The sequence below is a fragment of the Yoonia sp. KMU-150 genome, from assembly GCF_056858355.1.
In genome coordinates this window covers 558,770-578,817 of sequence record NZ_JBXEQF010000002.1, presented here as the reverse complement: position 1 = coordinate 578,817, position 20,048 = coordinate 558,770, and the positions used below count along the sequence as shown (strand labels likewise).

The 20,048-nt window shown below is 63.0% G+C and carries 21 protein-coding genes; 11 read left to right on the top strand and 10 right to left on the bottom strand.

Annotation, left to right across the window (positions count from 1 at the left end; genetic code table 11):
* Window positions 1–141: 141 nt before the first annotated feature.
* Window positions 142–390, top strand: coding sequence for a hypothetical protein (locus AC04PH_RS15750; RefSeq protein ID WP_483066770.1), 249 nt, complete (start codon window positions 142–144; stop codon window positions 388–390).
* Here the strand turns inward: AC04PH_RS15750 and AC04PH_RS15745 are convergent.
* Window positions 387–1,076 carry a hypothetical protein gene (locus AC04PH_RS15745; RefSeq protein ID WP_483066769.1) on the bottom strand — a complete coding sequence of 230 codons (690 nt, stop codon included), beginning with the start codon at window positions 1,074–1,076 and terminating at the stop codon, window positions 387–389. The two genes, AC04PH_RS15750 and AC04PH_RS15745, sit on opposite strands and share 4 nt — an antisense overlap.
* Before the next feature lie 142 nt (window positions 1,077–1,218).
* Here AC04PH_RS15745 and AC04PH_RS15740 point away from each other — a divergent pair, with 142 nt between their 5' ends.
* The 3 genes from AC04PH_RS15740 to AC04PH_RS15730 are packed head-to-tail and all read left to right on the top strand — an operon-like array spanning window position 1,219 to window position 3,622.
* Window positions 1,219–2,319 carry a class II histone deacetylase gene (locus AC04PH_RS15740; protein ID WP_483066768.1) on the top strand — a complete coding sequence of 367 codons (1,101 nt, stop codon included), beginning with the start codon at window positions 1,219–1,221 and terminating at the stop codon, window positions 2,317–2,319.
* 38 nt (window positions 2,320–2,357) lie between these two features.
* A complete protein-coding gene (locus tag AC04PH_RS15735; protein WP_483066928.1) occupies window positions 2,358–2,936 on the top strand; it encodes a nitroreductase family protein in 579 nt (192 codons plus the stop codon).
* Window positions 2,933–3,622: an EI24 domain-containing protein gene (locus tag AC04PH_RS15730; protein WP_483066767.1), complete on the top strand. Its 690-nt coding sequence runs from the start codon at window positions 2,933–2,935 to the stop codon at window positions 3,620–3,622. Before AC04PH_RS15735 ends, AC04PH_RS15730 begins: the two co-directional genes overlap by 4 nt.
* Here AC04PH_RS15730 and AC04PH_RS15725 read toward each other — a convergent pair.
* Together AC04PH_RS15725 and mce are read right to left on the bottom strand one after the other, a co-directional pair.
* A complete protein-coding gene (locus AC04PH_RS15725) occupies window positions 3,609–3,896 on the bottom strand; it encodes a DUF1467 family protein (protein WP_483066766.1) in 288 nt (95 codons plus the stop codon). The two genes, AC04PH_RS15730 and AC04PH_RS15725, sit on opposite strands and share 14 nt — an antisense overlap.
* Window positions 3,897–3,962: 66 nt before the next feature.
* Window positions 3,963–4,367 carry a methylmalonyl-CoA epimerase gene (gene mce / locus AC04PH_RS15720; protein WP_483066765.1) on the bottom strand — a complete coding sequence of 135 codons (405 nt, stop codon included), beginning with the start codon at window positions 4,365–4,367 and terminating at the stop codon, window positions 3,963–3,965.
* 151 nt (window positions 4,368–4,518) lie between these two features.
* On the opposite strand from mce, the gene AC04PH_RS15715 reads away from it, so the two are divergent.
* The gene (locus tag AC04PH_RS15715) at window positions 4,519–5,289 is read left to right on the top strand and encodes a response regulator (RefSeq protein ID WP_483066764.1); all 771 of its coding nucleotides are present in this window, start codon (window positions 4,519–4,521) and stop codon (window positions 5,287–5,289) included.
* On the opposite strand, the gene AC04PH_RS15710 is transcribed toward AC04PH_RS15715, so the two are convergent.
* Genes AC04PH_RS15710 through AC04PH_RS15700 form a run of 3 tightly spaced genes read right to left on the bottom strand, consistent with a single transcriptional unit; the run spans window position 5,222 to window position 8,554 of the window.
* Window positions 5,222–5,947, bottom strand: coding sequence for a GNAT family N-acetyltransferase (locus tag AC04PH_RS15710; RefSeq protein WP_483066763.1), 726 nt, complete (start codon window positions 5,945–5,947; stop codon window positions 5,222–5,224). The two genes, AC04PH_RS15715 and AC04PH_RS15710, sit on opposite strands and share 68 nt — an antisense overlap.
* Window positions 5,948–5,972: 25 nt before the next feature.
* On the bottom strand, window positions 5,973–7,175 hold the full coding sequence (locus AC04PH_RS15705) for a DUF1501 domain-containing protein (RefSeq protein ID WP_483066762.1): 1,203 nt from the start codon (window positions 7,173–7,175) through the stop codon (window positions 5,973–5,975).
* A 2-nt stretch (window positions 7,176–7,177) separates the two neighbouring features.
* Window positions 7,178–8,554: a DUF1800 domain-containing protein gene (locus AC04PH_RS15700; protein WP_483066761.1), complete on the bottom strand. Its 1,377-nt coding sequence runs from the start codon at window positions 8,552–8,554 to the stop codon at window positions 7,178–7,180.
* A gap of 151 nt (window positions 8,555–8,705) precedes the next feature.
* On the opposite strand from AC04PH_RS15700, the gene AC04PH_RS15695 reads away from it, so the two are divergent.
* The gene (locus tag AC04PH_RS15695) at window positions 8,706–9,182 is read left to right on the top strand and encodes a hemerythrin domain-containing protein (RefSeq protein WP_483066760.1); all 477 of its coding nucleotides are present in this window, start codon (window positions 8,706–8,708) and stop codon (window positions 9,180–9,182) included.
* Here AC04PH_RS15695 and AC04PH_RS15690 read toward each other — a convergent pair.
* Window positions 9,179–9,697 (bottom strand): DUF1993 family protein, encoded by a 519-nt coding sequence (locus tag AC04PH_RS15690; protein ID WP_483066759.1) that lies wholly within the window; start codon window positions 9,695–9,697, stop codon window positions 9,179–9,181. The genes AC04PH_RS15695 and AC04PH_RS15690 overlap by 4 nt on opposite strands.
* The gene (gene aspS / locus AC04PH_RS15685; protein WP_483066758.1) at window positions 9,697–11,556 is read right to left on the bottom strand and encodes an aspartate--tRNA ligase; all 1,860 of its coding nucleotides are present in this window, start codon (window positions 11,554–11,556) and stop codon (window positions 9,697–9,699) included. Before aspS ends, AC04PH_RS15690 begins: the two co-directional genes overlap by 1 nt.
* 160 nt (window positions 11,557–11,716) lie before the next feature.
* On the opposite strand from aspS, the gene AC04PH_RS15680 reads away from it, so the two are divergent.
* From AC04PH_RS15680 to AC04PH_RS15670, 3 genes are all read left to right on the top strand, one after another.
* The gene (locus AC04PH_RS15680) at window positions 11,717–12,946 is read left to right on the top strand and encodes a class I SAM-dependent methyltransferase (RefSeq protein ID WP_483066757.1); all 1,230 of its coding nucleotides are present in this window, start codon (window positions 11,717–11,719) and stop codon (window positions 12,944–12,946) included.
* Window positions 12,947–13,018: 72 nt separating this feature from the next.
* Window positions 13,019–16,348, top strand: a complete 3,330-nt coding sequence (gene carB, locus AC04PH_RS15675; RefSeq protein ID WP_483066756.1) for a carbamoyl-phosphate synthase large subunit — start codon at window positions 13,019–13,021, stop codon at window positions 16,346–16,348.
* Between the two features lie 77 nt (window positions 16,349–16,425).
* Complete coding sequence (locus AC04PH_RS15670; protein ID WP_483066755.1) at window positions 16,426–17,544, top strand: beta-ketoacyl-ACP synthase III; 1,119 nt, start codon at window positions 16,426–16,428, stop codon at window positions 17,542–17,544.
* A gap of 49 nt (window positions 17,545–17,593) precedes the next feature.
* Here the strand turns inward: AC04PH_RS15670 and arsH are convergent, their stop codons facing one another.
* Together arsH and AC04PH_RS15660 are read right to left on the bottom strand one after the other, a co-directional pair.
* Window positions 17,594–18,301, bottom strand: coding sequence for an arsenical resistance protein ArsH (arsH, locus tag AC04PH_RS15665; protein ID WP_483066754.1), 708 nt, complete (start codon window positions 18,299–18,301; stop codon window positions 17,594–17,596).
* Window positions 18,302–18,760, bottom strand: coding sequence for a hypothetical protein (locus AC04PH_RS15660; protein WP_483066753.1), 459 nt, complete (start codon window positions 18,758–18,760; stop codon window positions 18,302–18,304).
* Window positions 18,761–19,095: 335 nt separating this feature from the next.
* Here AC04PH_RS15660 and AC04PH_RS15655 point away from each other — a divergent pair, with 335 nt between their 5' ends.
* Both AC04PH_RS15655 and AC04PH_RS15650 read left to right on the top strand, forming a co-directional pair.
* Window positions 19,096–19,683, top strand: coding sequence for a thymidine kinase (locus AC04PH_RS15655; RefSeq protein WP_483066752.1), 588 nt, complete (start codon window positions 19,096–19,098; stop codon window positions 19,681–19,683).
* Window positions 19,680–20,048 carry a hypothetical protein gene (locus tag AC04PH_RS15650; protein WP_483066751.1) on the top strand — a complete coding sequence of 123 codons (369 nt, stop codon included), beginning with the start codon at window positions 19,680–19,682 and terminating at the stop codon, window positions 20,046–20,048. Before AC04PH_RS15655 ends, AC04PH_RS15650 begins: the two co-directional genes overlap by 4 nt.

The following is a 20,048-nucleotide window of genomic DNA, read 5'->3' as shown; positions in this document are numbered from 1 at the left end:
GCCGCGGCCCCGTTCTGCACAATCTAGGATGCGCCGGGTGCGGCTGCCAGTGCAAATCACGTCATGGTCAGCGCATGGGCGTGGTAACGCCCAAGGCTTTCAATGGGTTGCAACTGCCCATAGGGGCGATAGGCTGACAGAATGTTTACGATCGAACATGAATTCGATGCCACGGTCATCACCCTGGTCGACGAGCCACCGGCGCCGCTGACCGAGGATGTGACCGTCGCGGCCTTTGACGACTGCGTCACGCTGACCCAGTTCGACTCGCAGCGCGACGCGGCGGTCACCGTCACACTTTCGCTTGCACAGGTGCGCGATCTGGCCGCCGCACTTGATCTGCCGGAAGGGATCTACCGGCTGCGCCCCGAAGCGGATGCCGACCGCTAGAAGGGATTGCCGAAATCGTTCTGACTGCCGTTGATCGCGCCGACGATGGTGTCACTGTTGAATACGCCGACAAGATTGCGGTTGCCGTTGTCGCTCCGGTAGAACCCACCGACAAACGGTGCCGTGCTGCGCACATCCGGGAAATCCGGATTGTGGACAAAGGTACCGGTGATATTGCCCTGCGCATCGGTGGTCGCCACGACGTCGATGTTGTCGCTCTGGTCGGTAATCTGCTGCGTCGCATCGTCATAGACGAAGATGGTGCTGCCGTTGTTGCGGCCAAATTCGGGGTGGTACAGCACCCATGACCCGATGAATTCCGCCTCGATCGTAGGTGGCACCATAGTCGTGCCGGTCAGTCCGGCATAATTCGACCCGTTGGTGTGACCCGCCATCGCGACCACAGAAGGGCTGTCATAGGCCACCGCCCCTTCGCGCTGTCCCGTGCCCCAGACGGTAAAGCCCTGCTGTGTCGTGGTCGGCGTACCGGGGGCGAAGGTTTCGCCGTTCAGCACGACGCTGAACGCCCCTGCCGGAGACACCGCGGCAGCGCCGACAAGATCGTCCCCGCCCGGCGGCATCATCGGGGGTTGCTGGGTCGAATTGGACGATCCGCTGCATGCCGCAAGGGCGACGGCGCTGACCGACAGCACGATCTTGCGCAGACTGAAAAGGAAGTGTGGCATCATTTCTCCTCCGTTCAATGAATGGTTCGGAGAGTATGAAAGCGAGCCCCGCTCCCGCAACACCCAGATGGGTGACGCGGCCGCGTGCTTGTCATTCTTCCGACTGGCACCGATGATGCGGCAATCACAATCGGGGAGCGCCATGACCACGGGTTTTTTCTGGGACGAGAGATGTTTTTGGCATGGCGGCGGCAACTATGCCGGCATGGTGCCGGTCGGCGGGCTGGTGCAACCACTTGATGGTGGTCTGCCCGAAAGCCCGGAAAGCAAAAGGCGGCTGCTGAACCTGATCACGGTGACCGGGCTGGCAGGTGATTTGGCGATGCAGGGTGCGCCCGCCGCCACACGCGAAGACCTGCTGCGGGTGCATCCGGCGTCCTACCTCGATGAGTTCAAGGCGCTGTCGGACGCGGGCGGGGGCGAGTTGGGCCGTCGCACGCCCTTCGGTCCCGGCGGGTTCGCGATCGCGGCGCAATCGGCGGGGCTGGCGCAGGCCGCACTTTCGGCGGTGCTGCGCGGCGATCTGGACAACGCCTACAGCCTGTCGCGCCCGCCCGGCCATCATTGCCTGCCCGACTGGCCCAACGGGTTCTGCCTGCTGGCCAATATCGCCATCGCGATCGAAGCCGCACGCGCCGATGGGCTGGCCAATCGGTTCGCGGTGCTGGACTGGGACGTGCATCACGGTAACGGGACGGAGGCGATCTTCTATGACCGGTCCGATGTGCTGACCGTGTCGCTGCATCAGGACCGCAACTACCCGATGGACACCGGCGCGTTCGCAGATCGTGGAACTGGCGACGGCGCGGGGTACAACCTGAACATTCCCCTGCCCGCGGGCACCGGCCATACAGGCTATCTGGCCGCGATGGAGCAGCTTGCCCTACCCGCGATCCGGGATTTCGCGCCCGACGTCCTGATCGTCGCCAGCGGGTTCGACGCCGCCGCCAACGATCCGCTGGGGCGGATGCTGGCGCATCAGGAGACCTTCCGCGCGATGACGCGGCAGGTGATGGATCTGGCGGCGGATGTCTGCGGTGGCAAGCTCGTCATGGTGCATGAGGGCGGCTACTCTGAAGTTTACGTGCCGTTCTGCGGCCATGCGGTGCTGGCGGAAATGGCGAGAAGCCGGATCGACGCGCCCGATCCGTTCGGCGATGTCTTTGCGCAGCGGCAGCCCGACGCGGCGTTCGACGCCTATCTCGACCGGCACCTGTCGGATATGGCGCAGGCGCTACGCTGACCCTATGTAGGGACAAAGACCCGATGCCGGAGACCGCCATGCTCGCCCCGAACGACGCCGCACTCGCTTTTTTGCTGACCCGCCGGTCGCGCCCGGCCAAGACGCTGACCGGGCCGGTGCCGGATCGCACCACGCTCGACACCTTGCTGACCGCCGCCGCCCGCACCCCGGATCATGGCAAGCTGGAACCCTGGCGTTTTATCGTGTTGGAAGGCGGCGCGCTGGCGCGGCTTGCTGAGTTGGTCGTGACGCGCGGCGCGGTGCTGGAACTGGACGCCGATCAGATCCAGAAAAACCGCGACAGTTTCGCAAACGCCGAACTTGTCGTCGCCGTGGTTGCGAGCCCCGTGGAGTCCCCAAAAATTCCGCTTATCGAACAGACCTACTCCGCCGGTGCGGTCTGCCTGTCGCTACTGAACGCCTGTCTTGCGTCGGGCTGGGGTGCCAATTGGCTGTCGGGCTGGCCCAGCCACGACCGCGCGTTCGTGGAAAGCGGGCTTGGCCTTGCATCACATGAAAGCATCGCGGGCTTCATCCATATCGGCACCGAAACCAGCGCGCCGCCGGAACGCCCGCGCCCCGACATCGCAGCCAAGACGACCTGGGTTTCCACATGATCTTCAGTGACTTCTTCAAGGCGCTCAATCAATTGCCCGACCCGCGCTTTCGCCGGGTCGTCATTCTGGGCGTCGCGCTGACCTTCGCGTTGCTGGTGGGGGCCTATGCGCTGCTATTGTGGATCGTGCAGTATTTCACCGCCGGTCCGATCACACTGCCACTCGTGGGCGAAGTGACGTGGATCGGCGATCTGCTCAGCATCGGGTCGACGATCTTCATGATCGTGCTGTCGATTATCCTGATGATCCCGGTCGCGTCCTTCATCACGTCGCTGTTTCTGGACGACGTCGCCGAGGCGGTGGAGGACGCGCATTACCCGCTCCTTCCGCCCGCCCCGCGCGTCGGGTTTTTCGACGCGCTGCGCGACACGGTGAATTTTCTGGGCGTTCTTGTCGCGCTCAACCTGTTGATGTTCCTGCTCTACCCGTTCCTGCTGCTTTTCGCGATCCCCGCGCATTTCGCGCTGAACGGCTATCTGCTGGGGCGGGAGTATTTCCAGATCACAGCGATGCGCAGGCTGGGGCGCGAGGGGGCGAAGGCGCTGCGCGCGCGACACCGGTTTCAGATCGGTGTGGCAGGCTGCCTGATGGTGGTGCCGCTCACGATCCCGGTGGTGAACCTGATCGTGCCGATCCTGGGGGCCGCGACCTTCACCCATATGTTCCACAGGCTCAATCCGCGCTGACCTCCGGCGTGGCCATCCGGTCGAACCAGTCCAGATCGCGCACGGTGATCACGCCGGACAGGATCGTACCGGCGATCACCACCCACAGCCCGATGGCCCAGAGGGTGGTGATCCGCACCTTGCGGCGCATCTGCGGATCGGCCGGGGCCGAGGCATGCGTGCCCGGCACCACGGCCCCCGCATCGCCCTGCGACACCATGCGCAGCGGCAGCACGACAAAGAAAACCATGAACCAGATCACGGCGAACAGGACGATGGCGGACGTGATCCCCATGGGGCGATCCTTTTCGGGTCAGCGGCGGTGTGCCAAAGGTATGGCCGATGGGGCCGGTGGCAAGGGCTAGACCTGCTCCAGTTCGATCAGGCAGCCGTTGAAATCCTTGGGGTGCAGAAACAGCACAGGTTTACCGTGCGCGCCGATCTTCGGCTCTCCCCCGCCCAGAACCCGCGCGCCTTCGGCCAAGAGATGATCGCGCGCGGCGAGGATGTCGTCGACCTCGTAGCAGATGTGGTGAATGCCGCCGGACGGGTTCTTATCGAGAAACCCCTGAATCGGCGATGCGTCGCCCAACGGGTAAAGCAGTTCGATCTTGGTATTGGGCAGGGTGATGAACACGACCGTGACGCCGTGGTCCGGCTCGTCCTGCGGCGCGCCGACATCGGCCCCCAGCATCGTGGCATATTGCGCGCGCGCGGCGTCGAGGTCCGGCACGGCGATGGCGACATGGTTCAGGCGACCGATCATCTGGGTTTCTCCGGCTTTGTCGTGGCCGGTTATGCGCCGGGTCGCTCCGTGCCGCAAGACTTTGCCGCGGTCTTAACGTTCCGTTCATATCAATCGGGTCAACTGTCGGTATCCCGCCCGCCCCGGCATCCTCGCAGCATCGGATATTCACATGGACAAGACAGAAGACTTCTTCCAGACACGCCCCGCGACCGCGTTGCGCCCGCTGCTCGGCCTGACCGTCCTGATGGTCGAGGACAGCCGCTTCGCCTGCGAGGCGATGCGCCTGATGTGTCTGCGGTCCGGCGCGCGGATCAGACGGGCCGACAGCCTTTATGCCGCGCGTCAGCACCTGAAGGTCTATCGCCCCTGCGTGCTGATCGTCGATGTTGGGTTGCCCGACGGATGCGGCACCGATCTGATCGGCACGGTCAGCGATGCCAACCCGCGCATGGATGTGATCCTGGGCATCAGTGGCGACCCCGAAATGGCGCAGCCGGTTCTTGACGCCGGCGCCGACGGGTTCCTTGAAAAGCCGATTGCGACGCTGGGCAGTTTTCAGAATGCCGTGCTGACGCATTTGCCCGGCGACCGGCAACCGCCCGGCCCGCGCCTTGTGAATGACGAGGTGATCTGCCCCGATCTGATCGCGCTGAACGACGATCTGACCCATGTGGCAGAGGTCATCGCCGACCGACCCACCGATGCGGTGATCGACTATGTCGTCCAGTTTCTGGGCGGTATCGCCCGGGCCGCCGCCGACCCGGAACTCTCCATCGCTGTGCAGACCTTGGCGACGGCACGGATGCGACAGAGCGATCCCACCGCCGCCCTTGACCAGCTTGAAAGCACGATTGCCGCCCGGCAGGCGCAGGTCACTCCGTTCGCGACACAGCCAGCGACGGATCGCGTGCAGCCAGCAGCGGTGCGGTCAGCGCGCTGAGGCTTTGGCGCTGACGACCGTGCGCATCGAAGTTTTCAGGTGCCAGCCATGTTTCATAGGCCGCGCGCAGGGCCGGCCAGTCGCCATCGGTGGCGGCAAACCAGGCGGTGTCCCGGTTACGCCCTTTCACGATGGAATGTTGGCGAAAGACGCCTTCGAAACTGAAGCCCAGCCGCTCTGCTGCCCTGCCCGACGGGCGGTTGAGCGCGTTGCATTTCCACTCCATCCGGCGATATCCGTTCGAAAATGCCCAATCCGTCATCAGAAAAAACGCCTCGGTCGCGGCAGGCGTGCGCTGCAAAGCCGGTGACAGGTTGACGTTGCCGATCTCGATTGAACCCGCCTCCGGCACCACGGTCCAGAAACAGGCGTAGCCCATGGGCGCGGGGTTGCGCGCGGCGCGGATCACGTAACACGGTTGGTGTTCCCGCGCGGCACCGACACGCATCAATTCGGTAAATGCATCCAGATCAGCAGGGGGATGTTCGAACAGATAGTCCCAGACCCAGTCGGCCCCGGCGAACTGCTCCCAAAGGCCGGGCGCATCCCGCTCCGGGTCGAGCGGCATCAGGCTGGCCCACCGCCCATCGAGACGCAGCCCGGTCGGGCGCGGCGGCACCTGCCAGTTGTCGACAATCGGTCCAAGGGGGCGATCCATGACGTCCTGCACTCCGTTCCAGGTGTCAGGCGACAATGCCGGGATCGTGTCCCATATCCAACCCCGGAAAGATCGCGGTCTCCAGCGTCGTTCGGTCCAGCCCCATCAGCCCGGCCATGACCCAGCCGGCGGCGGCCCTGACGTCTGCCGTCGGCATCAGGTCGCGCCCGGCATAAAGTGCGCCTTCGCCCAACCCCGGCCATTGCCCCAGCACCTGCCCGCCCCGAAGCGCCCCACCGGCGTAGAGCATGACCCCGCCGGTCCCATGGTCGGTGCCCTGCGTCCCGTTTGCCCGCGCGGTGCGGCCGAATTCCGTCATGCACAGTACAGCCGTCTGCTGCCAGACATCGCCCAGCCCGGCGCGCAGCGTAAGGATCGTATCGCTCAACCGGCCGAGATTGCGCGTCATCGTGGCCGCCTGCGCCTGATGCGTGTCCCAGCCGCCGATGGAAAAGCTGGCGATCCGGGTCGCACTGCGCAGGCGGGCAGCGGCGAAATCGGCCAGTTGCACGTGCTGGCCGCCGCCCACGTCGGCCATCATCGGGTCCATCTCCATCATCGCACTGGCCGCGGCATCGGCATCGGCGTCCACCCGCAACTGATCGGTGATCGCGACCGCCTGCGCCGTGGCATCCCGAAATAGCGGGTCGTCGTGGGTGACGAGGTCCAGCAAACGCCGCGCCTGAGGTGTGATCCGCAGTCGGGTGTTGGGTGTCCAGCGGGCGGAAGGCGCATCGCCGGACAGCACCAGCATCTGTTCCGGCCCGATGGCGTAGGAGGTCTGCGCCTGCACGCCCGGCACGGTCTGCAACAGCCGGTTCAGCCAGCCGTCGCGTGCGCCCGACGGCAGATCGGGCAGCCCTGCTTCAAGGATATCCTGCCCGTCGAAATGGCTGCGCTTGTCGCGGTAGGGGGTGGAAACCGCGTGCAGCGCGCCGAATTCGCCTTGCTCCCACAGTGGCAAAAGCGGCGCGAGGCCGGGATGCAGCGCATAAAATCCCGTCAGGTCGCGCCCATCGCCCGTATCCAGCCCGCCCCGCAGGGCGGAATAGTCGCGATCGCCGACCGGCCGTATCGCATCCAGCCCGTCCATCGCGCCACGCAAGATGATCACCACCAGCCGCGTGTCCCACGGCCCGGCAGCAAAGGCCACCGGCGTCATCAGCGGGCTGGCGGCAGCGGAACAGCCGAGCATTGCACCGGCGGCAAGGAAACGTCTGCGGTCCATCGTCATCTCCTTTGAAAGGCGGCGGAAGACAGGATCACGCCGATCCCGTCTGACACTGTTTCCGCGGCGCGGGCAGCAAATACCACTTGCAGGTCGGGGTTTGGCCCAAGTGCGGTTTGCACGAAATCACGCGGGTCGGGCAGCGGCACGCCCAGCTGGGTCGGGCGGCGCATCGCCCATGAGATGCGGGCGGCCATGGTCTGCGGGATGATCCAGTCCCCCGGTGCCTCGGGCCAGCCGTCGGGGCCGATGGGCCGTTGCCACGGCTGACCCATGGCGCGCAGCGGGCCGTCGAGCAGGCCACGAATATCGGGGGCGGAGAGCGCCATGATCTCGCCGCCGGTGACACCCAGCGCGCGCAGGGCGGCAGCGACAAATTCCTGCGGGCTGCGCACCTTGCGGCGCGCGGGATCCCAAGCCGCCGGATGTTCGGTCAGCGCCAGATGCACAGCCTGCAGATCGCCAGCCGTGGACAGGAACACATCCGTCAGGTCATCCACCAACGCCGGGTCGGGATCGTCGGCCACGAAGTGCACCGCAAGCTTGCGCGCGACGTGGGCGGCGGTGGCGGGATGCACGGCCAGATCGTCCAGCGCGGTTTCGATGGTCGCCTGCGCTGCGGCATCGCTGTAGGTCACGCCGAGCACGGTTTCGCCGCCCGGTTCCGCCCGCCGCGCGTTGAAGACGACCCCGTCGATCCAGTGGTATGTCAGCCCTGCGAGCATTTCCGCCATCTGCGTCACGTCGTCCTGCCCGTATGGACCGTCCGCGCCCAGCGTGTGCAGTTCCAGCAGTTCACGGGCCAGGTTCTCGTTCAGCCCCTTGCCCTGCCGCTGTCCGATCACGCTGTTCGGCCCGACGGAATGGATCTGCTGCAGGTAGATCAGCATCATCGGATGCAGCGTGACAGCGCGCAGCATATCGGCGAAACGGCCGGTGACATGCGGACGGATCACCTCTTCGATGAACGGCGTGATCAGATGGCGCATCGCGCCGTTGCGTGCCTTGACCGTGAAGTGGTCGGCCCAGAAGTGCACCAGCCGTTCGCGCAGCCCCACGGGCGCATCGACCATGCGCGCGATCTCCGCGGCCAGATTGCGGGCGAGGCGTTCGCGCCCCAGATCCTTCAGCCGCTGTTCGGCGGCTTGCGCGGCATCATAGCCATCGGTGCCGCGCGCGGCATTCCGTGCCCGCCCCGCCTCGTGCAGGGCCAGCAGGCTGGGGGCGGCCTCGGCGAAGCGCGGCACCGGATGGGCCGCGGCCATGGCATCGTGCCCGCGCAATTCATCCTGCACGGCAGACAGGCGTTCAGGCGCGGGCCGGTGCGGTGACAGACCTGTCCCGAACCGGAAGGCGGCAAGTGTCGGATCGAAAAGCATGGACCAGGCTCCGGCAGGGTTCGTGCAGGTTATACGGTCGCCAGGCCGAAAACGCGCGCTTCTTTTTGCCGCGCAGGCAACCGGGCGCCGGTTTGCGGGTTAGTCCGCCGAACGCACCGACGTCACCCACATCAGACATGAGGACCCGATCATGACCGACATCTATGCCGCCATCAAAGCCGACCACGACGCACATCGCAAACTGCTGGACCGGATCGCCGAAACCTCCGGCGACAGCGAAGACCGGCGGTCGGCGTGGGAGACGTTCTATCACGACGTCAAGAGCCACGCAGCGGCAGAAGAGGAGACGTTCTATTCCAAGCTGATTTCGAAAACCTGGGGCCAGGATGCGGCGCGTCATTCGGTGCACGAGCACCAGCAACTCGACGATCTGATGGAGGAGTTGAACGACGGCGATATGTCCTCGCCCGGCTGGCTGACGAAGTTCAAGACGCTCAAGCACGATTACGAGCATCATATGGACGAGGAAGAAAACGAGGTCTTCACCCGCGCCAAGGAGGTCATCCCCGAAAGCGAGATCAAGGGCTATGGTGAACGGTTCGAAGACCGCAAGGCCGAGGAGCGCAAGCTGATCGACGAAAAGCGCGCGGACAGTCTGGAAGACTAGACGAAGCTGAATCCAGGCTGGTAGGCGTGCAGACCGTCGAAATCGGCCTTGCCCACCGGCACACCCGAGACCCGCAGGATGCTGTAGAACGTTGTCAGGTGGAACCAGAGGTTCGGCAGGGCGAAGGCGATCAAATAGTCCGGGGCCGGTTGATGCAGCGTCGCATCGCCGGCCCTATGCGTGATCGTGCGTTCCGCAGCGCCAGTAAAATCAACCAGGGTCAGCGCAGCAATTTCCCGCTGCGCCTGCGCGATATTCTCCTTGATCTGATCGAGCGCCATTGTCCGTTCCGGCGTGTTCACTTCGCGCTCGATCAGGGGCATGGTCGCCCGCAGCGCAAAGCCGGTGACGATCGCGCTTTGCTCCGCGCAGTCGAACTGGCCGGGGGTCAGTCGTTTCGTCAGGATATCCGACGCGTTATCCCGCACCGCGATTGTATCGGTCAGATGCAGATTGCGGGTCAGCGCGTGCAGCGCCGACCCGGTCGCGAGCGTAAAGATGCCCGCATCGTCCATCAGCTTTCCGGCGGCAGGACCCGCAGGCGCAATTCGCGCAGCTGTTCGTTCTGCGGTTCGTTGGGGGCACCCATCATCAGGTCCTCGGCGCGCTGGTTCATCGGGAACAGGATCACTTCGCGGATGTTCGCCTCGTCCGCCAGCAGCATCACGATGCGGTCGATCCCGGCCGCACAGCCGCCGTGGGGCGGTGCGCCATACTGGAAGGCGTTGACCATGCCGCCGAAGCGTTTTTCGACCTCGTCCTTGCCATAGCCCGCGATCTCGAAGGCCTTGAACATGATCTCGGGCTTGTGGTTCCGGATCGCGCCCGACACCAGTTCATAGCCGTTGCAGGCAAGGTCGTATTGATAGCCGAGCACCCTGAGCGGGTCGCCCTCCAGCGCCGCCATCCCGCCCTGCGGCATGGAGAACGGGTTGTGTTCGAAGTCGATCCTGCCGGTCTCGGCGTCCTGTTCGTAGATCGGGAAATCCACGATCCAGGCGAAGGCAAAGCGGTTGGTGTCGGTCAGGCCCAATTCGTCGCCGATCACGGTGCGCGCCTTTCCGGCGACGCCTTCGAATGCCTTGGGCTTGCCGCCGAGGAAGAACGCCGCATCGCCCAGACCGAGACCCAGTTGCTGGCGGATCGCTTCGGTGCGTTCGGGGCCGATGTTCTTGGCCAGCGGGCCTGCCGCTTCCATGCCGCCCGCGACCTCGCCGGATTTCAGCTTGGCCTGTGCGTCCTTGACCGAGATGCCCAGTTCCTGCGCCACGGCATCCGCCGTCTTTTCGCGCCAGAAGATATAACCCATGCCGGGCAGGCCTTCTTTCTGAGCAAAGGCGTTCATACGGTCACAAAACTTGCGCGACCCGCCGGTCGGCGCGGGAATGGCACGGACCTCTGTGCCCTCCTGCTCCAGCAGCTTGGCGAAGATGGCGAAGCCGGAGCCTGTGAAATGTTCCGATACCACCTGCATCTTGATCGGGTTGCGCAGGTCGGGCTTGTCGCTGCCGTACCAAAGTGCGGCGTCGCGGTAGCTGATCTGTTCCCAGCTTTCGGGCGCGTCGACGGTCTTGTCGCCGCCGAATTCCTCGAAAATCCCGGCGATAACAGGGGCGATGGTGTCGAACACGTCCTGCTGTTCGACGAAGGACATCTCCATGTCCAACTGGTAGAAGTCGGTCGGCGAACGGTCGGCGCGCGGGTCTTCGTCGCGGAAACAGGGCGCGATCTGGAAATACTTGTCGAAACCCGACACCATCAACAGCTGCTTGAACTGCTGGGGGGCCTGCGGCAGCGCGTAGAACTTGCCCGGATGCAGCCGCGACGGGATGAGAAAGTCGCGCGCGCCCTCGGGCGACGACGACGTGATGATCGGCGTCTGAAATTCACGGAACCCAGAATCCCACATCCGGCGGCGCATGGCGGCCACGACATCGGAGCGCAGCTTCATGTTCTCCTGCATGGCCTCGCGGCGCAGGTCGAGAAAGCGATACTTCAGGCGCGTTTCTTCGGGATATTCCTGATCACCGAAGACCTGCAGCGGCAGCTCTTTTGCCGCGCCGAGCACTTCGATTTCGCGGATGAACACCTCGACCTCGCCGGTGGGCAGCTTGGGGTTGACCAGCTCGGGGTCGCGGGCCTTCACCTCTCCGTCGATGCGGATGCACCATTCGGCGCGGACCTTCTCGACATCCGAAAACGCCGCGGAATCCGGATCGCACAACACTTGAGTGATCCCGTAGTGATCGCGCAGGTCGATGAACAAAATGCCGCCGTGATCGCGCACCCGATTGACCCAGCCCGACAGGCGCACGGTATCACCGACGTTGGCGGCGGTCAGGTCGGCGCAGGTATGGGTGCGATAGGCGTGCATTGTCTTATCCTTACAAAGGTCGGGTCGGCCCGATACACCTGTTTGTCCCTGTAAAGTCAAGCATCGGCGGGGGTGTCCCCCACATTGGCGACAAGCGCGCACTTTCCCCGCAATCGCATCGTGGATAGAATGTTCGTGTTGTCTGTGATGGATTTTAGAAATGGATTTTTGGCAGCGTACGCTTGATACGACTTTGTCGCGCCTGATTGTCGATGGTGATTTGCATGTGACATGGCCTGACGGCGGGCAGTCAACCTACGGCAACGGCAACCGCGTCACCGCGAATATGGTGCTGCGTGACGCGGAGATCGTCCGCGCACTTTGCCTGAAGCCTGAAATGGCATTGGGTGAAGGATACATGAATGCCCAGATAGAGACCGATGACCTGTTCGCCCTGCTGTGTCTGATGTTCATCAATTACGACATGGCCAAACTGCCGGTATGGGCGCGGGGCATGTTTCGAATGCAGATGTTGCTGAAACGGGCAATCCAGTTCAACACGCCGTTCAGCAGCCAGAAAAACGCGGCGCACTCCTATGATCTGACGGATGAGCTGTTTGCGTTGTTTCTGGACGAAGATCGGCAATATACCTGCGGATACTTCAGCGCACCGGGGATGACGCTGGAACAGGCGCAGATCGCCAAGCGGCACCATATCGCCAAGAAACTGATGATCGAACCGGGGATGCGAGTGCTGGACATCGGCTGTGGCTGGGGTGGGATGGGCCGGACCCTGGCCCGCGATTACGGGGCCAGGGTGACGGGGATCACACTGTCCAAAAACCAGACCGCCTATGCCAACCAGCGAGCGGCCGACGAAGGGTTGGCGGACAGAGCGGAATATCACTTGCTGGATTACCGCAAAATGAACCAGACCTTCGACAGGATCGTCTGTGTCGGCATGTTGGAACACGTCGGGGTCACGCACTACGGCACCTATTTCCGCCAGATCAAACGCCTGCTCCATCCCGAAGGCACGGCGCTGCTGCACTGCGTGATGCGCAACACACCCCCCAGCCTGCCGTCAGGCTGGCTACTGAAATACATCTTCCCCGGTGGCTATGCCCCCGCACTGTCGGAAGTGGTTCCGGAGGTCGAAAAGGCAGACCTGAAAATGACCGACATCGAAATATGGCGCGGCCACTACGCCAAGACGATCCGTGAATGGCGGCTGCGGACTCTCGCCAATGCCGACCGGATCACACAGATGTATGATGCGCGGTTCCTGCGGATGTGGCTGTATTATCTGACCGGCACCGAGGCGGTGTTCTACTACGGTCATCAGTGCAACTTCCAGCTTCAGATGGGCCATGGCATGTTTCAGGTGCCTGTCACCCGCGACTATTTGCACGATCCCGACGGCACGCGCACGATCATCCCGCCGTATTGACCGATTCCATCCTTGCACCCGACCGCCCCGTGCCTATAACGCGGATAATTTGCTTATGCTCGGGGGCCTGTCATGCCAAAACGCGATGATATCAAGTCGATCATGATTATCGGCGCGGGTCCCATCATCATCGGACAGGCCTGCGAGTTCGACTATTCCGGCGCACAGGCCTGCAAGGCCCTGCGCGAGGAAGGCTACCGCGTCATCCTCGTCAACTCCAACCCCGCGACAATCATGACCGATCCGGGGCTGGCGGATGCCACCTATATCGAGCCGATCACCCCCGAAGTGGTCGCCAAGATCATCGAAAAGGAACGCCCCGACGCCCTGTTGCCCACCATGGGCGGGCAGACGGGCCTGAACACATCGCTGGCGCTGGCCGATATGGGCGTACTCGAGAAATTCAATGTCGAGATGATCGGTGCCAAGCGTGCCGCCATCGAAATGGCCGAAGACCGCAAGCTGTTCCGCGAGGCGATGGACCGGCTGGGCATCGAGAACCCCAAGGCCACGATCATCACCGCACCGGAAGTCAACGGCAAGCGCGACATCAAGACCGGGTTGCAACTGGCCATCGACGCCATTGAATACGTGGGCCTGCCGGCGATCATCCGCCCGGCCTTCACGCTCGGCGGCACCGGCGGCGGCGTGGCCTACAACCGCGAAGATTACGAATACTATTGCCGCACGGGGATGGAAGCATCGCCGGTCGGGCAAATCCTCGTCGATGAATCGTTGCTGGGCTGGAAAGAGTTCGAGATGGAGGTCGTGCGCGACAAGGCCGACAACGCGATCATCGTCTGCGCCATCGAAAACGTCGACCCGATGGGCGTGCATACCGGCGACAGCATCACCGTGGCCCCTGCCCTGACGCTGACCGACAAGGAATACCAGATCATGCGCACGCACAGCATCAACGTGCTGCGCGAAATCGGCGTGGAAACCGGTGGATCGAACGTGCAATGGGCCGTGAACCCCGCTGACGGCCGCATGGTCGTGATCGAGATGAACCCGCGGGTGTCGCGCTCCTCCGCTCTGGCGTCCAAGGCCACGGGTTTCCCGATTGCCAAGATCGCTGCAAAACTGGCCGTGGGCTTCACGCTCGACGAGCTGGACAACGACATCACAGGCGTCACTCCCGCCAGCTTCGAACCCACAATCGACTATGTCGTCACGAAAATCCCGCGCTTCGCGTTCGAGAAATTCGCGGGCTCCGAACCCAACCTCACCACCGCGATGAAATCCGTGGGCGAGGCGATGGCGATTGGCCGCACGTTCCACGAAAGCATGCAAAAGGCGCTGGCAAGCATGGAAACCGGCCTGACCGGGTTCGACGAAATCTCCATCCCCGGTGCCCCCGACGCCGCTGCCGTGACCAAGGCACTGGCAAAACAGACGCCGGACCGCATCCGCGTCATCGCGCAGGCGATGCGGCACGGGCTGTCGGATGACGACATTCACGCAGTTACCAAATTCGACCCTTGGTTCCTTGCCCGTATCCGCGAGATCATCCATGCAGAGGCCGAAATCGGCGTGAACGGCTTGCCGTCGGATGCTGACAGCCTGCGGCAAATCAAGATGATGGGCTTCACCGACGCGCGTCTGGCCACCCTGACCGGCAAATCCGAGGAAGACGTGCGCAAGGCACGCATCGGCCGTGGCGTGAACGCGGTGTTCAAGCGGATCGACACCTGCGCGGCAGAGTTCGAGGCGCAGACCCCTTACATGTATTCCACCTATGAAAGCCCCGTCATGGGCGAAGCGGAATGCGAGGCGCGGCCCTCGGACCGCAAAAAAGTGGTGATCCTTGGTGGCGGTCCAAACCGGATCGGTCAAGGCATCGAATTCGACTATTGCTGTTGTCACGCCTGTTTCGCTTTGACCGATCAGGGCTACGAAACGATCATGATCAACTGCAACCCGGAGACCGTATCGACGGACTACGACACTTCCGACCGGCTCTATTTCGAACCGCTGACGTTCGAACACGTCATGGAAATCCTACGGGTCGAACAGGACAACGGCACCCTTCACGGCGTGATCGTGCAGTTCGGCGGGCAGACCCCGCTGAAACTGGCCAATGCGCTGCACGATGCTGGCATCCCGATCCTTGGCACCACGCCAGATGCGATTGATCTGGCTGAAGACCGCGAGCGTTTTCAGCAGCTTGTGCAGAAACTGGGGCTGAAACAGCCTGTGAACGGCATTGCCGCGACCGACGAGGAAGCGCTGGCGATTGCCGGGGATATCGGCTTTCCCCTCGTGATCCGCCCCTCCTTCGTGCTGGGTGGTCGTGCGATGGAAATCGTGCGCGATATAGACCAGTTGCGCCGTTATATCTCCGAGGCGGTCGTGGTCTCCGGTAAATCGCCCGTCCTGCTCGACAGTTATCTGTCCGGTGCGGTGGAGGTGGATGTGGATTGCCTGTCGGACGGCAAAGACACCCATGTCGCAGGCATCATGCAGCACATCGAAGAAGCGGGCGTGCATTCGGGCGACAGCGCCTGTTCCCTGCCGCCGCATACATTGTCGGACGCGATCATCGCAGAAATCCGCAAGCAGACAGAGGCGCTGGCCAAGGCGCTCAACGTCGTGGGCCTGATGAACATCCAGTTCGCGATCAAGGATGACGAGGTCTACCTCATCGAGGTGAACCCCCGCGCATCCCGCACCGTGCCCTTCGTGGCCAAAGCCACGGATTCTGCCATCGCCTCCATCGCCGCGCGGCTGATGGCCGGGGAGCCACTTTCCAACTTCCCGCACCGCGCCCCCTATCCCGAAACCGACAACCCGATGGACGTGCTGCCGCTGGGCGATGCCTTTACGCTGGCCGATCCGAAAACACCGTGGTTCTCCGTGAAAGAGGCGGTGCTGCCCTTCGCCCGTTTCCCCGGTGTCGATACGATCCTGGGACCCGAAATGCGCTCTACCGGTGAGGTTATGGGCTGGGACCGCAACTTTGCCCGCGCGTTCCTCAAGGCGCAGATGGGCGCCGGGGCCGACCTGCCGACGCAGGGCACCGCCTTCATCTCCATCAAGGACATGGACAAGACCGCCGACATGGCAGAGGCCGCGCGGATCCTGACCGATCTGGACCTGACGATCACCGCGACGCGCGGCACGGCCAAGTGGCTGACCGAACAGGGCATCGCCTGCGAAACGGTCAACAAGGTTTACGAAGGCGGGCTGACCATCGTCGACCGCCTCAAGGACGGGCATATCGCACTGGTGATGAACACCACCGAGGGCGCGCAGGCGATCGAGGACAGCCGCGACATCCGCGCCGTGGCGCTTTATGACAATATCCCGTATTTCACGACCGCCGCCGCCTCCCACGCCGCGGCCCTGGCGATGCGCGAACGCGAGGCGGGTGCAATCGAGGTGCGGGCGTTGCAGGGGTAGCACGCCCGACGCGGCGTCCGCATGGACTCCGCTGCGTGGCGCGCTACAGTTTGCGGACCGCAAAACAGGGGTCGCCCATGCATACCGCAGCCATCACCGGAACCGGGGTGTTCACGCCCGATCAGACCATCACCAACGACGAACTGGTGGTGGCCTTCAACGCATATGCCGACCGGTTCAACGCCGAAAACGCGGATGCAATTGAAGCTGGGGAGGTCGAGGCCAAGACCCATTCGTCGGCGGACTTCATCCTCGCCGCCTCGGGGATCGAGCGGCGGTTCGTGCTCGACAAGGCCGGTGTACTGGACCCTGACCGAATGTATCCCAAACTGGACGCCAGGCCCGACGATGCGCCGTCCGTCATGGCCGAAATCGGACGCGATGCGGCGGACAAGGCGCTGGCGGAAGCCGGGCTGGCCCCCAGCGACATTGATCTTGTTATCTGTGCCGCATCAAATCACGAACGCGCCTACCCGGCGATTGCCGTGGAAATTCAGGACCTTCTGGGCACGAACGGCTTTGCCTTCGATATGAACGTTGCCTGTTCCTCGGCCACCTTCGGGATTCAGACAGCGGTGGACATGATCCGCGCAGACTCCATCCGCCGCGCACTGGTCGTGAACCCAGAGATTTGCTCTGCCCACCTGGAATGGCGCGACCGGGATTGCCATTTCATCTTCGGCGACGTGGCGACAGCTACGGTGATCGAACGCGACGAGGACCTGACCGTCCCGCACTTCAAGGTAAAATCCACCCGTTGCGCCACGCAGTTTTCCAACAACATCCGCAACAACAACGGCTTCCTGCGCAGCACGCGCGACCACATGGAAGACCGCCGCGACATGCAGTTCATGCAGAACGGTCGCAAGGTGTTCAAGGAGGTGCTGCCGCTGGTCAGCCATCACATCGCCGATCATATGGAAGACACGGGCGTCGCCGCCGACGACCTCAAACGCCTCTGGCTGCATCAGGCCAACAAGACGATGAACGATTACATCGGAAAAAAGGTGCTGGGCCGGGTGCCGGAGGACGGCGAACAGCCCAACATCCTGCAGGACTACGCCAACACATCCTCCGCCGGGTCGATCATCGCGTTTTCGAAATATTCGGATGATTTGGCTGCGGGTGACATGGGCCTGATCTGCTCGTTCGGCGCGGGGTATTCAGTCGGATCGGTAATCGTGCAGCGGGCGTAAATTTCCTCCAGGAAATTTAGCAAAATCCTTCGAAGGATTTTGCGGCCGGTCAAGTCTTGCTGACCCGCTTGTGCACATTCTCCGCGCTTTCCACCCGCTCAGAATACCGGTCCGTCAGGAATTGCCGCCCGCGGACCATATAGGTGAAGCGGACCAGTTCCTCCATCACATCGACGATACGGTTGTAAAGCGGCGAGGGCTTCATCCGGCCCTTTTCGAATTCCTTCCACGCCATCGGCACCGACGATTGGTTGGGGATCGTCACCATGCGCATCCAGCGGCCCAGGATACGCATCTGGTTCACGGTGTTGAACGATTGCGACCCGCCGCAGACCTGCATCAGCGCCAGCGTCTTGCCCTGCGTCGGGCGGATGCCGCCGATGGGGGCCAACGGCAGCCAGTCGATCTGCGCCTTCATGATGCCGGTGATGCTGCCGTGCCGTTCCGGGCTGGACCAGACCATGCCTTCGGACCACAGCGCCAGTTCGCGCAATTCCGCAACCTTTGGGTGGTCGGGGCCTGCATCGTCGGGCAGCGGCAGACCCGATGGATTGAAGACCCGCACCTCGCATCCGAACACGCGTAACAGGCGCGCGCCCTCTTCCGCTGCAAAGCGCGAATAGCTGTCGGCACGCAACGATCCGTAAAGCATCAGGATACGCGGCGGGTGGCCGTCGTCATCGCCGCCGATCAGTGACGCAACGTCAATATCTTGCAGTTGGTCGGCGTCGATGTTGGGAAGGTCGCGCAGATCCATTCAGCTTCCGGTGTTCGGGTCTTCCAGATGCAGCTTCATATCCAGCAGCACTTTCTGCAGTGCGGTGGTTTCGCGCAGCAAACGCTTGGCCTCGTTCGTGGTGATCACCCCGTCCTCGATCGACAGGTTGTATTCTCCCATGAGCATGGCAAAACGCTGGCTCAGTTTGATGACGTCGGTGTTGATCCCGCCCTGCTGGTTTTCGGGCGCATTGTCGTAAGACAATGTAATCCCTTTCATTTCCGCCAGCGCAGAGGTCACATGAGGGTAGGACGCCGCCGCTTCGAGCGCCGCGACAGCGTCAACCGGCATGAAGCGGTCCGCATGCTCGTCCGCGTCGGAATAGTAGCGTCCGAGCGTCGCTTTCGATTTGCCGGTAAGCACACAGGCGTTCTCGATCCCGACGTCCTTGACCAAGGCCTCGGTGTGCTTTTTCAGATAGCTGTTGAATCCACTCATCTCATTTCCCTACTGACTGCCCCTTTGTGAGGTGAATTCGCGAAATATTCACCGGGGAAAACCACAAACTCATTCCCATTCGAAACAATAGTCCCGTTTGGCACCCAAGAGCCAGCCCCAAGCGGGGGCGAATGACCGCAAGAACGCGATCGGGTTGCAGCGGACATTTCAGGCGATGACGGAACCCTCCCCGGTTTCTCTCGCGCAGGAAATGCCGACGGTTCAGGACAGAGCCGGCCACTCACGGGCCCGGACGCACAGTGCGGTCTTTGCCGGACGACCAAAAGAGGTTGGGATGCTTGCTTTTGGTCGTCCGGCAACGCTAACAGACTTTTATGGCCAAGCTCTATTTCAATTACTCCACGATGAACGCGGGCAAATCGACCGTCCTGCTGCAGGCCTCGCACAACTATATCGAGCGTGGGATGCAGACCTATCTGATGACCGCGCAATTCGACAATCGCGCGGGCGCAGGTCGGATCGCCAGCCGCATCGGGATCGGCGAGGCGGCGGATACGTTCGGCCCCGGCGAGGACCTTTTCGCCAAGATCGACGCGCGGCTGTCCGCTGGCCCCTGCGCCTGCGTTTTCATCGATGAGGCGCAGTTTCTGGAGCCGGATCAGGTCTGGCAACTGGCCCGGGCGGTCGACGATCTTGGCGTGCCGATCATGTGTTTCGGTCTGCGTGTCGACTTCCAGGGCAATCTCTTTCCCGGCTCCGCCGCCTTGCTGGCGCTCTGTGACGAAATGCGTGAGGTCCGCACGATCTGCCATTGCGGCAAGAAGGCGACGATGGTGGTGCGCAAGGACGATCAGGGCCGCGTGTTGACGGCGGGCGATCAAGTATCCATCGGCGGCAACGAACGCTATGTGTCGCTTTGCCGCAAGCACTGGCGCGCGGCGATGGAGGATGCGCCTGTATGAAACTCTGGTTCACTTTCGGCACCGTCGCGGCCGCTATTGCGGCAATGGTGACCTGGGCGCTGTCGGACGACCGATTGAGCACCGACGAACAGCGCGCGATGAACATTAGCGATTTCTATAATCGCTTCACGGAGCAGTCCTGTGTCAGACGCAGCGACATCGTCGCCGCCGCAGAAGACGTCGGCTGGCAGCATGGCGCGCGCGATAACTTTCCCTATTGCATCGCGCCGGACGCACTGACCAACTGGTATTGGGTCGAGTTTCAGCCGGCGTTGATGATGTCCACGGATGACGAGAACCGCTTGTATTTCGGCTTCGATGCGCGCGGGTGCAGCGTCCCGTGGATATATACGTCCTGCGACTGA

Excerpts from the sequence above, each read along its gene's own strand:
- AC04PH_RS15715 (WP_483066764.1), top strand. The coding sequence starts at position 4,519 with ATGGACAAGACAGAAGACTTCTTCCAGACACGCCCCGCGACCGCGTTG.
- AC04PH_RS15705 (WP_483066762.1), bottom strand. The coding sequence starts at position 7,175 with ATGGACCGCAGACGTTTCCTTGCCGCCGGTGCAATGCTCGGCTGTTCC.
- mce (WP_483066765.1), bottom strand. The coding sequence starts at position 4,367 with ATGATCGGTCGCCTGAACCATGTCGCCATCGCCGTGCCGGACCTCGAC.
- AC04PH_RS15740 (WP_483066768.1), top strand. The coding sequence starts at position 1,219 with ATGACCACGGGTTTTTTCTGGGACGAGAGATGTTTTTGGCATGGCGGC.
- AC04PH_RS15680 (WP_483066757.1), top strand. The coding sequence starts at position 11,717 with ATGGATTTTTGGCAGCGTACGCTTGATACGACTTTGTCGCGCCTGATT.
- AC04PH_RS15730 (WP_483066767.1), top strand. The coding sequence starts at position 2,933 with ATGATCTTCAGTGACTTCTTCAAGGCGCTCAATCAATTGCCCGACCCG.
- arsH (WP_483066754.1), bottom strand. The coding sequence starts at position 18,301 with ATGGATCTGCGCGACCTTCCCAACATCGACGCCGACCAACTGCAAGAT.
- AC04PH_RS15650 (WP_483066751.1), top strand. The coding sequence starts at position 19,680 with ATGAAACTCTGGTTCACTTTCGGCACCGTCGCGGCCGCTATTGCGGCA.
- AC04PH_RS15700 (WP_483066761.1), bottom strand. The coding sequence starts at position 8,554 with ATGCTTTTCGATCCGACACTTGCCGCCTTCCGGTTCGGGACAGGTCTG.
- AC04PH_RS15660 (WP_483066753.1), bottom strand. The coding sequence starts at position 18,760 with ATGAGTGGATTCAACAGCTATCTGAAAAAGCACACCGAGGCCTTGGTC.
- AC04PH_RS15695 (WP_483066760.1), top strand. The coding sequence starts at position 8,706 with ATGACCGACATCTATGCCGCCATCAAAGCCGACCACGACGCACATCGC.
- AC04PH_RS15710 (WP_483066763.1), bottom strand. The coding sequence starts at position 5,947 with ATGGATCGCCCCCTTGGACCGATTGTCGACAACTGGCAGGTGCCGCCG.
- AC04PH_RS15745 (WP_483066769.1), bottom strand. The coding sequence starts at position 1,076 with ATGCCACACTTCCTTTTCAGTCTGCGCAAGATCGTGCTGTCGGTCAGC.
- AC04PH_RS15655 (WP_483066752.1), top strand. The coding sequence starts at position 19,096 with ATGGCCAAGCTCTATTTCAATTACTCCACGATGAACGCGGGCAAATCG.
- AC04PH_RS15690 (WP_483066759.1), bottom strand. The coding sequence starts at position 9,697 with ATGGACGATGCGGGCATCTTTACGCTCGCGACCGGGTCGGCGCTGCAC.
- aspS (WP_483066758.1), bottom strand. The coding sequence starts at position 11,556 with ATGCACGCCTATCGCACCCATACCTGCGCCGACCTGACCGCCGCCAAC.
- AC04PH_RS15670 (WP_483066755.1), top strand. The coding sequence starts at position 16,426 with ATGCATACCGCAGCCATCACCGGAACCGGGGTGTTCACGCCCGATCAG.
- carB (WP_483066756.1), top strand. The coding sequence starts at position 13,019 with ATGCCAAAACGCGATGATATCAAGTCGATCATGATTATCGGCGCGGGT.
- AC04PH_RS15725 (WP_483066766.1), bottom strand. The coding sequence starts at position 3,896 with ATGGGGATCACGTCCGCCATCGTCCTGTTCGCCGTGATCTGGTTCATG.
- AC04PH_RS15735 (WP_483066928.1), top strand. The coding sequence starts at position 2,358 with ATGCTCGCCCCGAACGACGCCGCACTCGCTTTTTTGCTGACCCGCCGG.
- AC04PH_RS15750 (WP_483066770.1), top strand. The coding sequence starts at position 142 with ATGTTTACGATCGAACATGAATTCGATGCCACGGTCATCACCCTGGTC.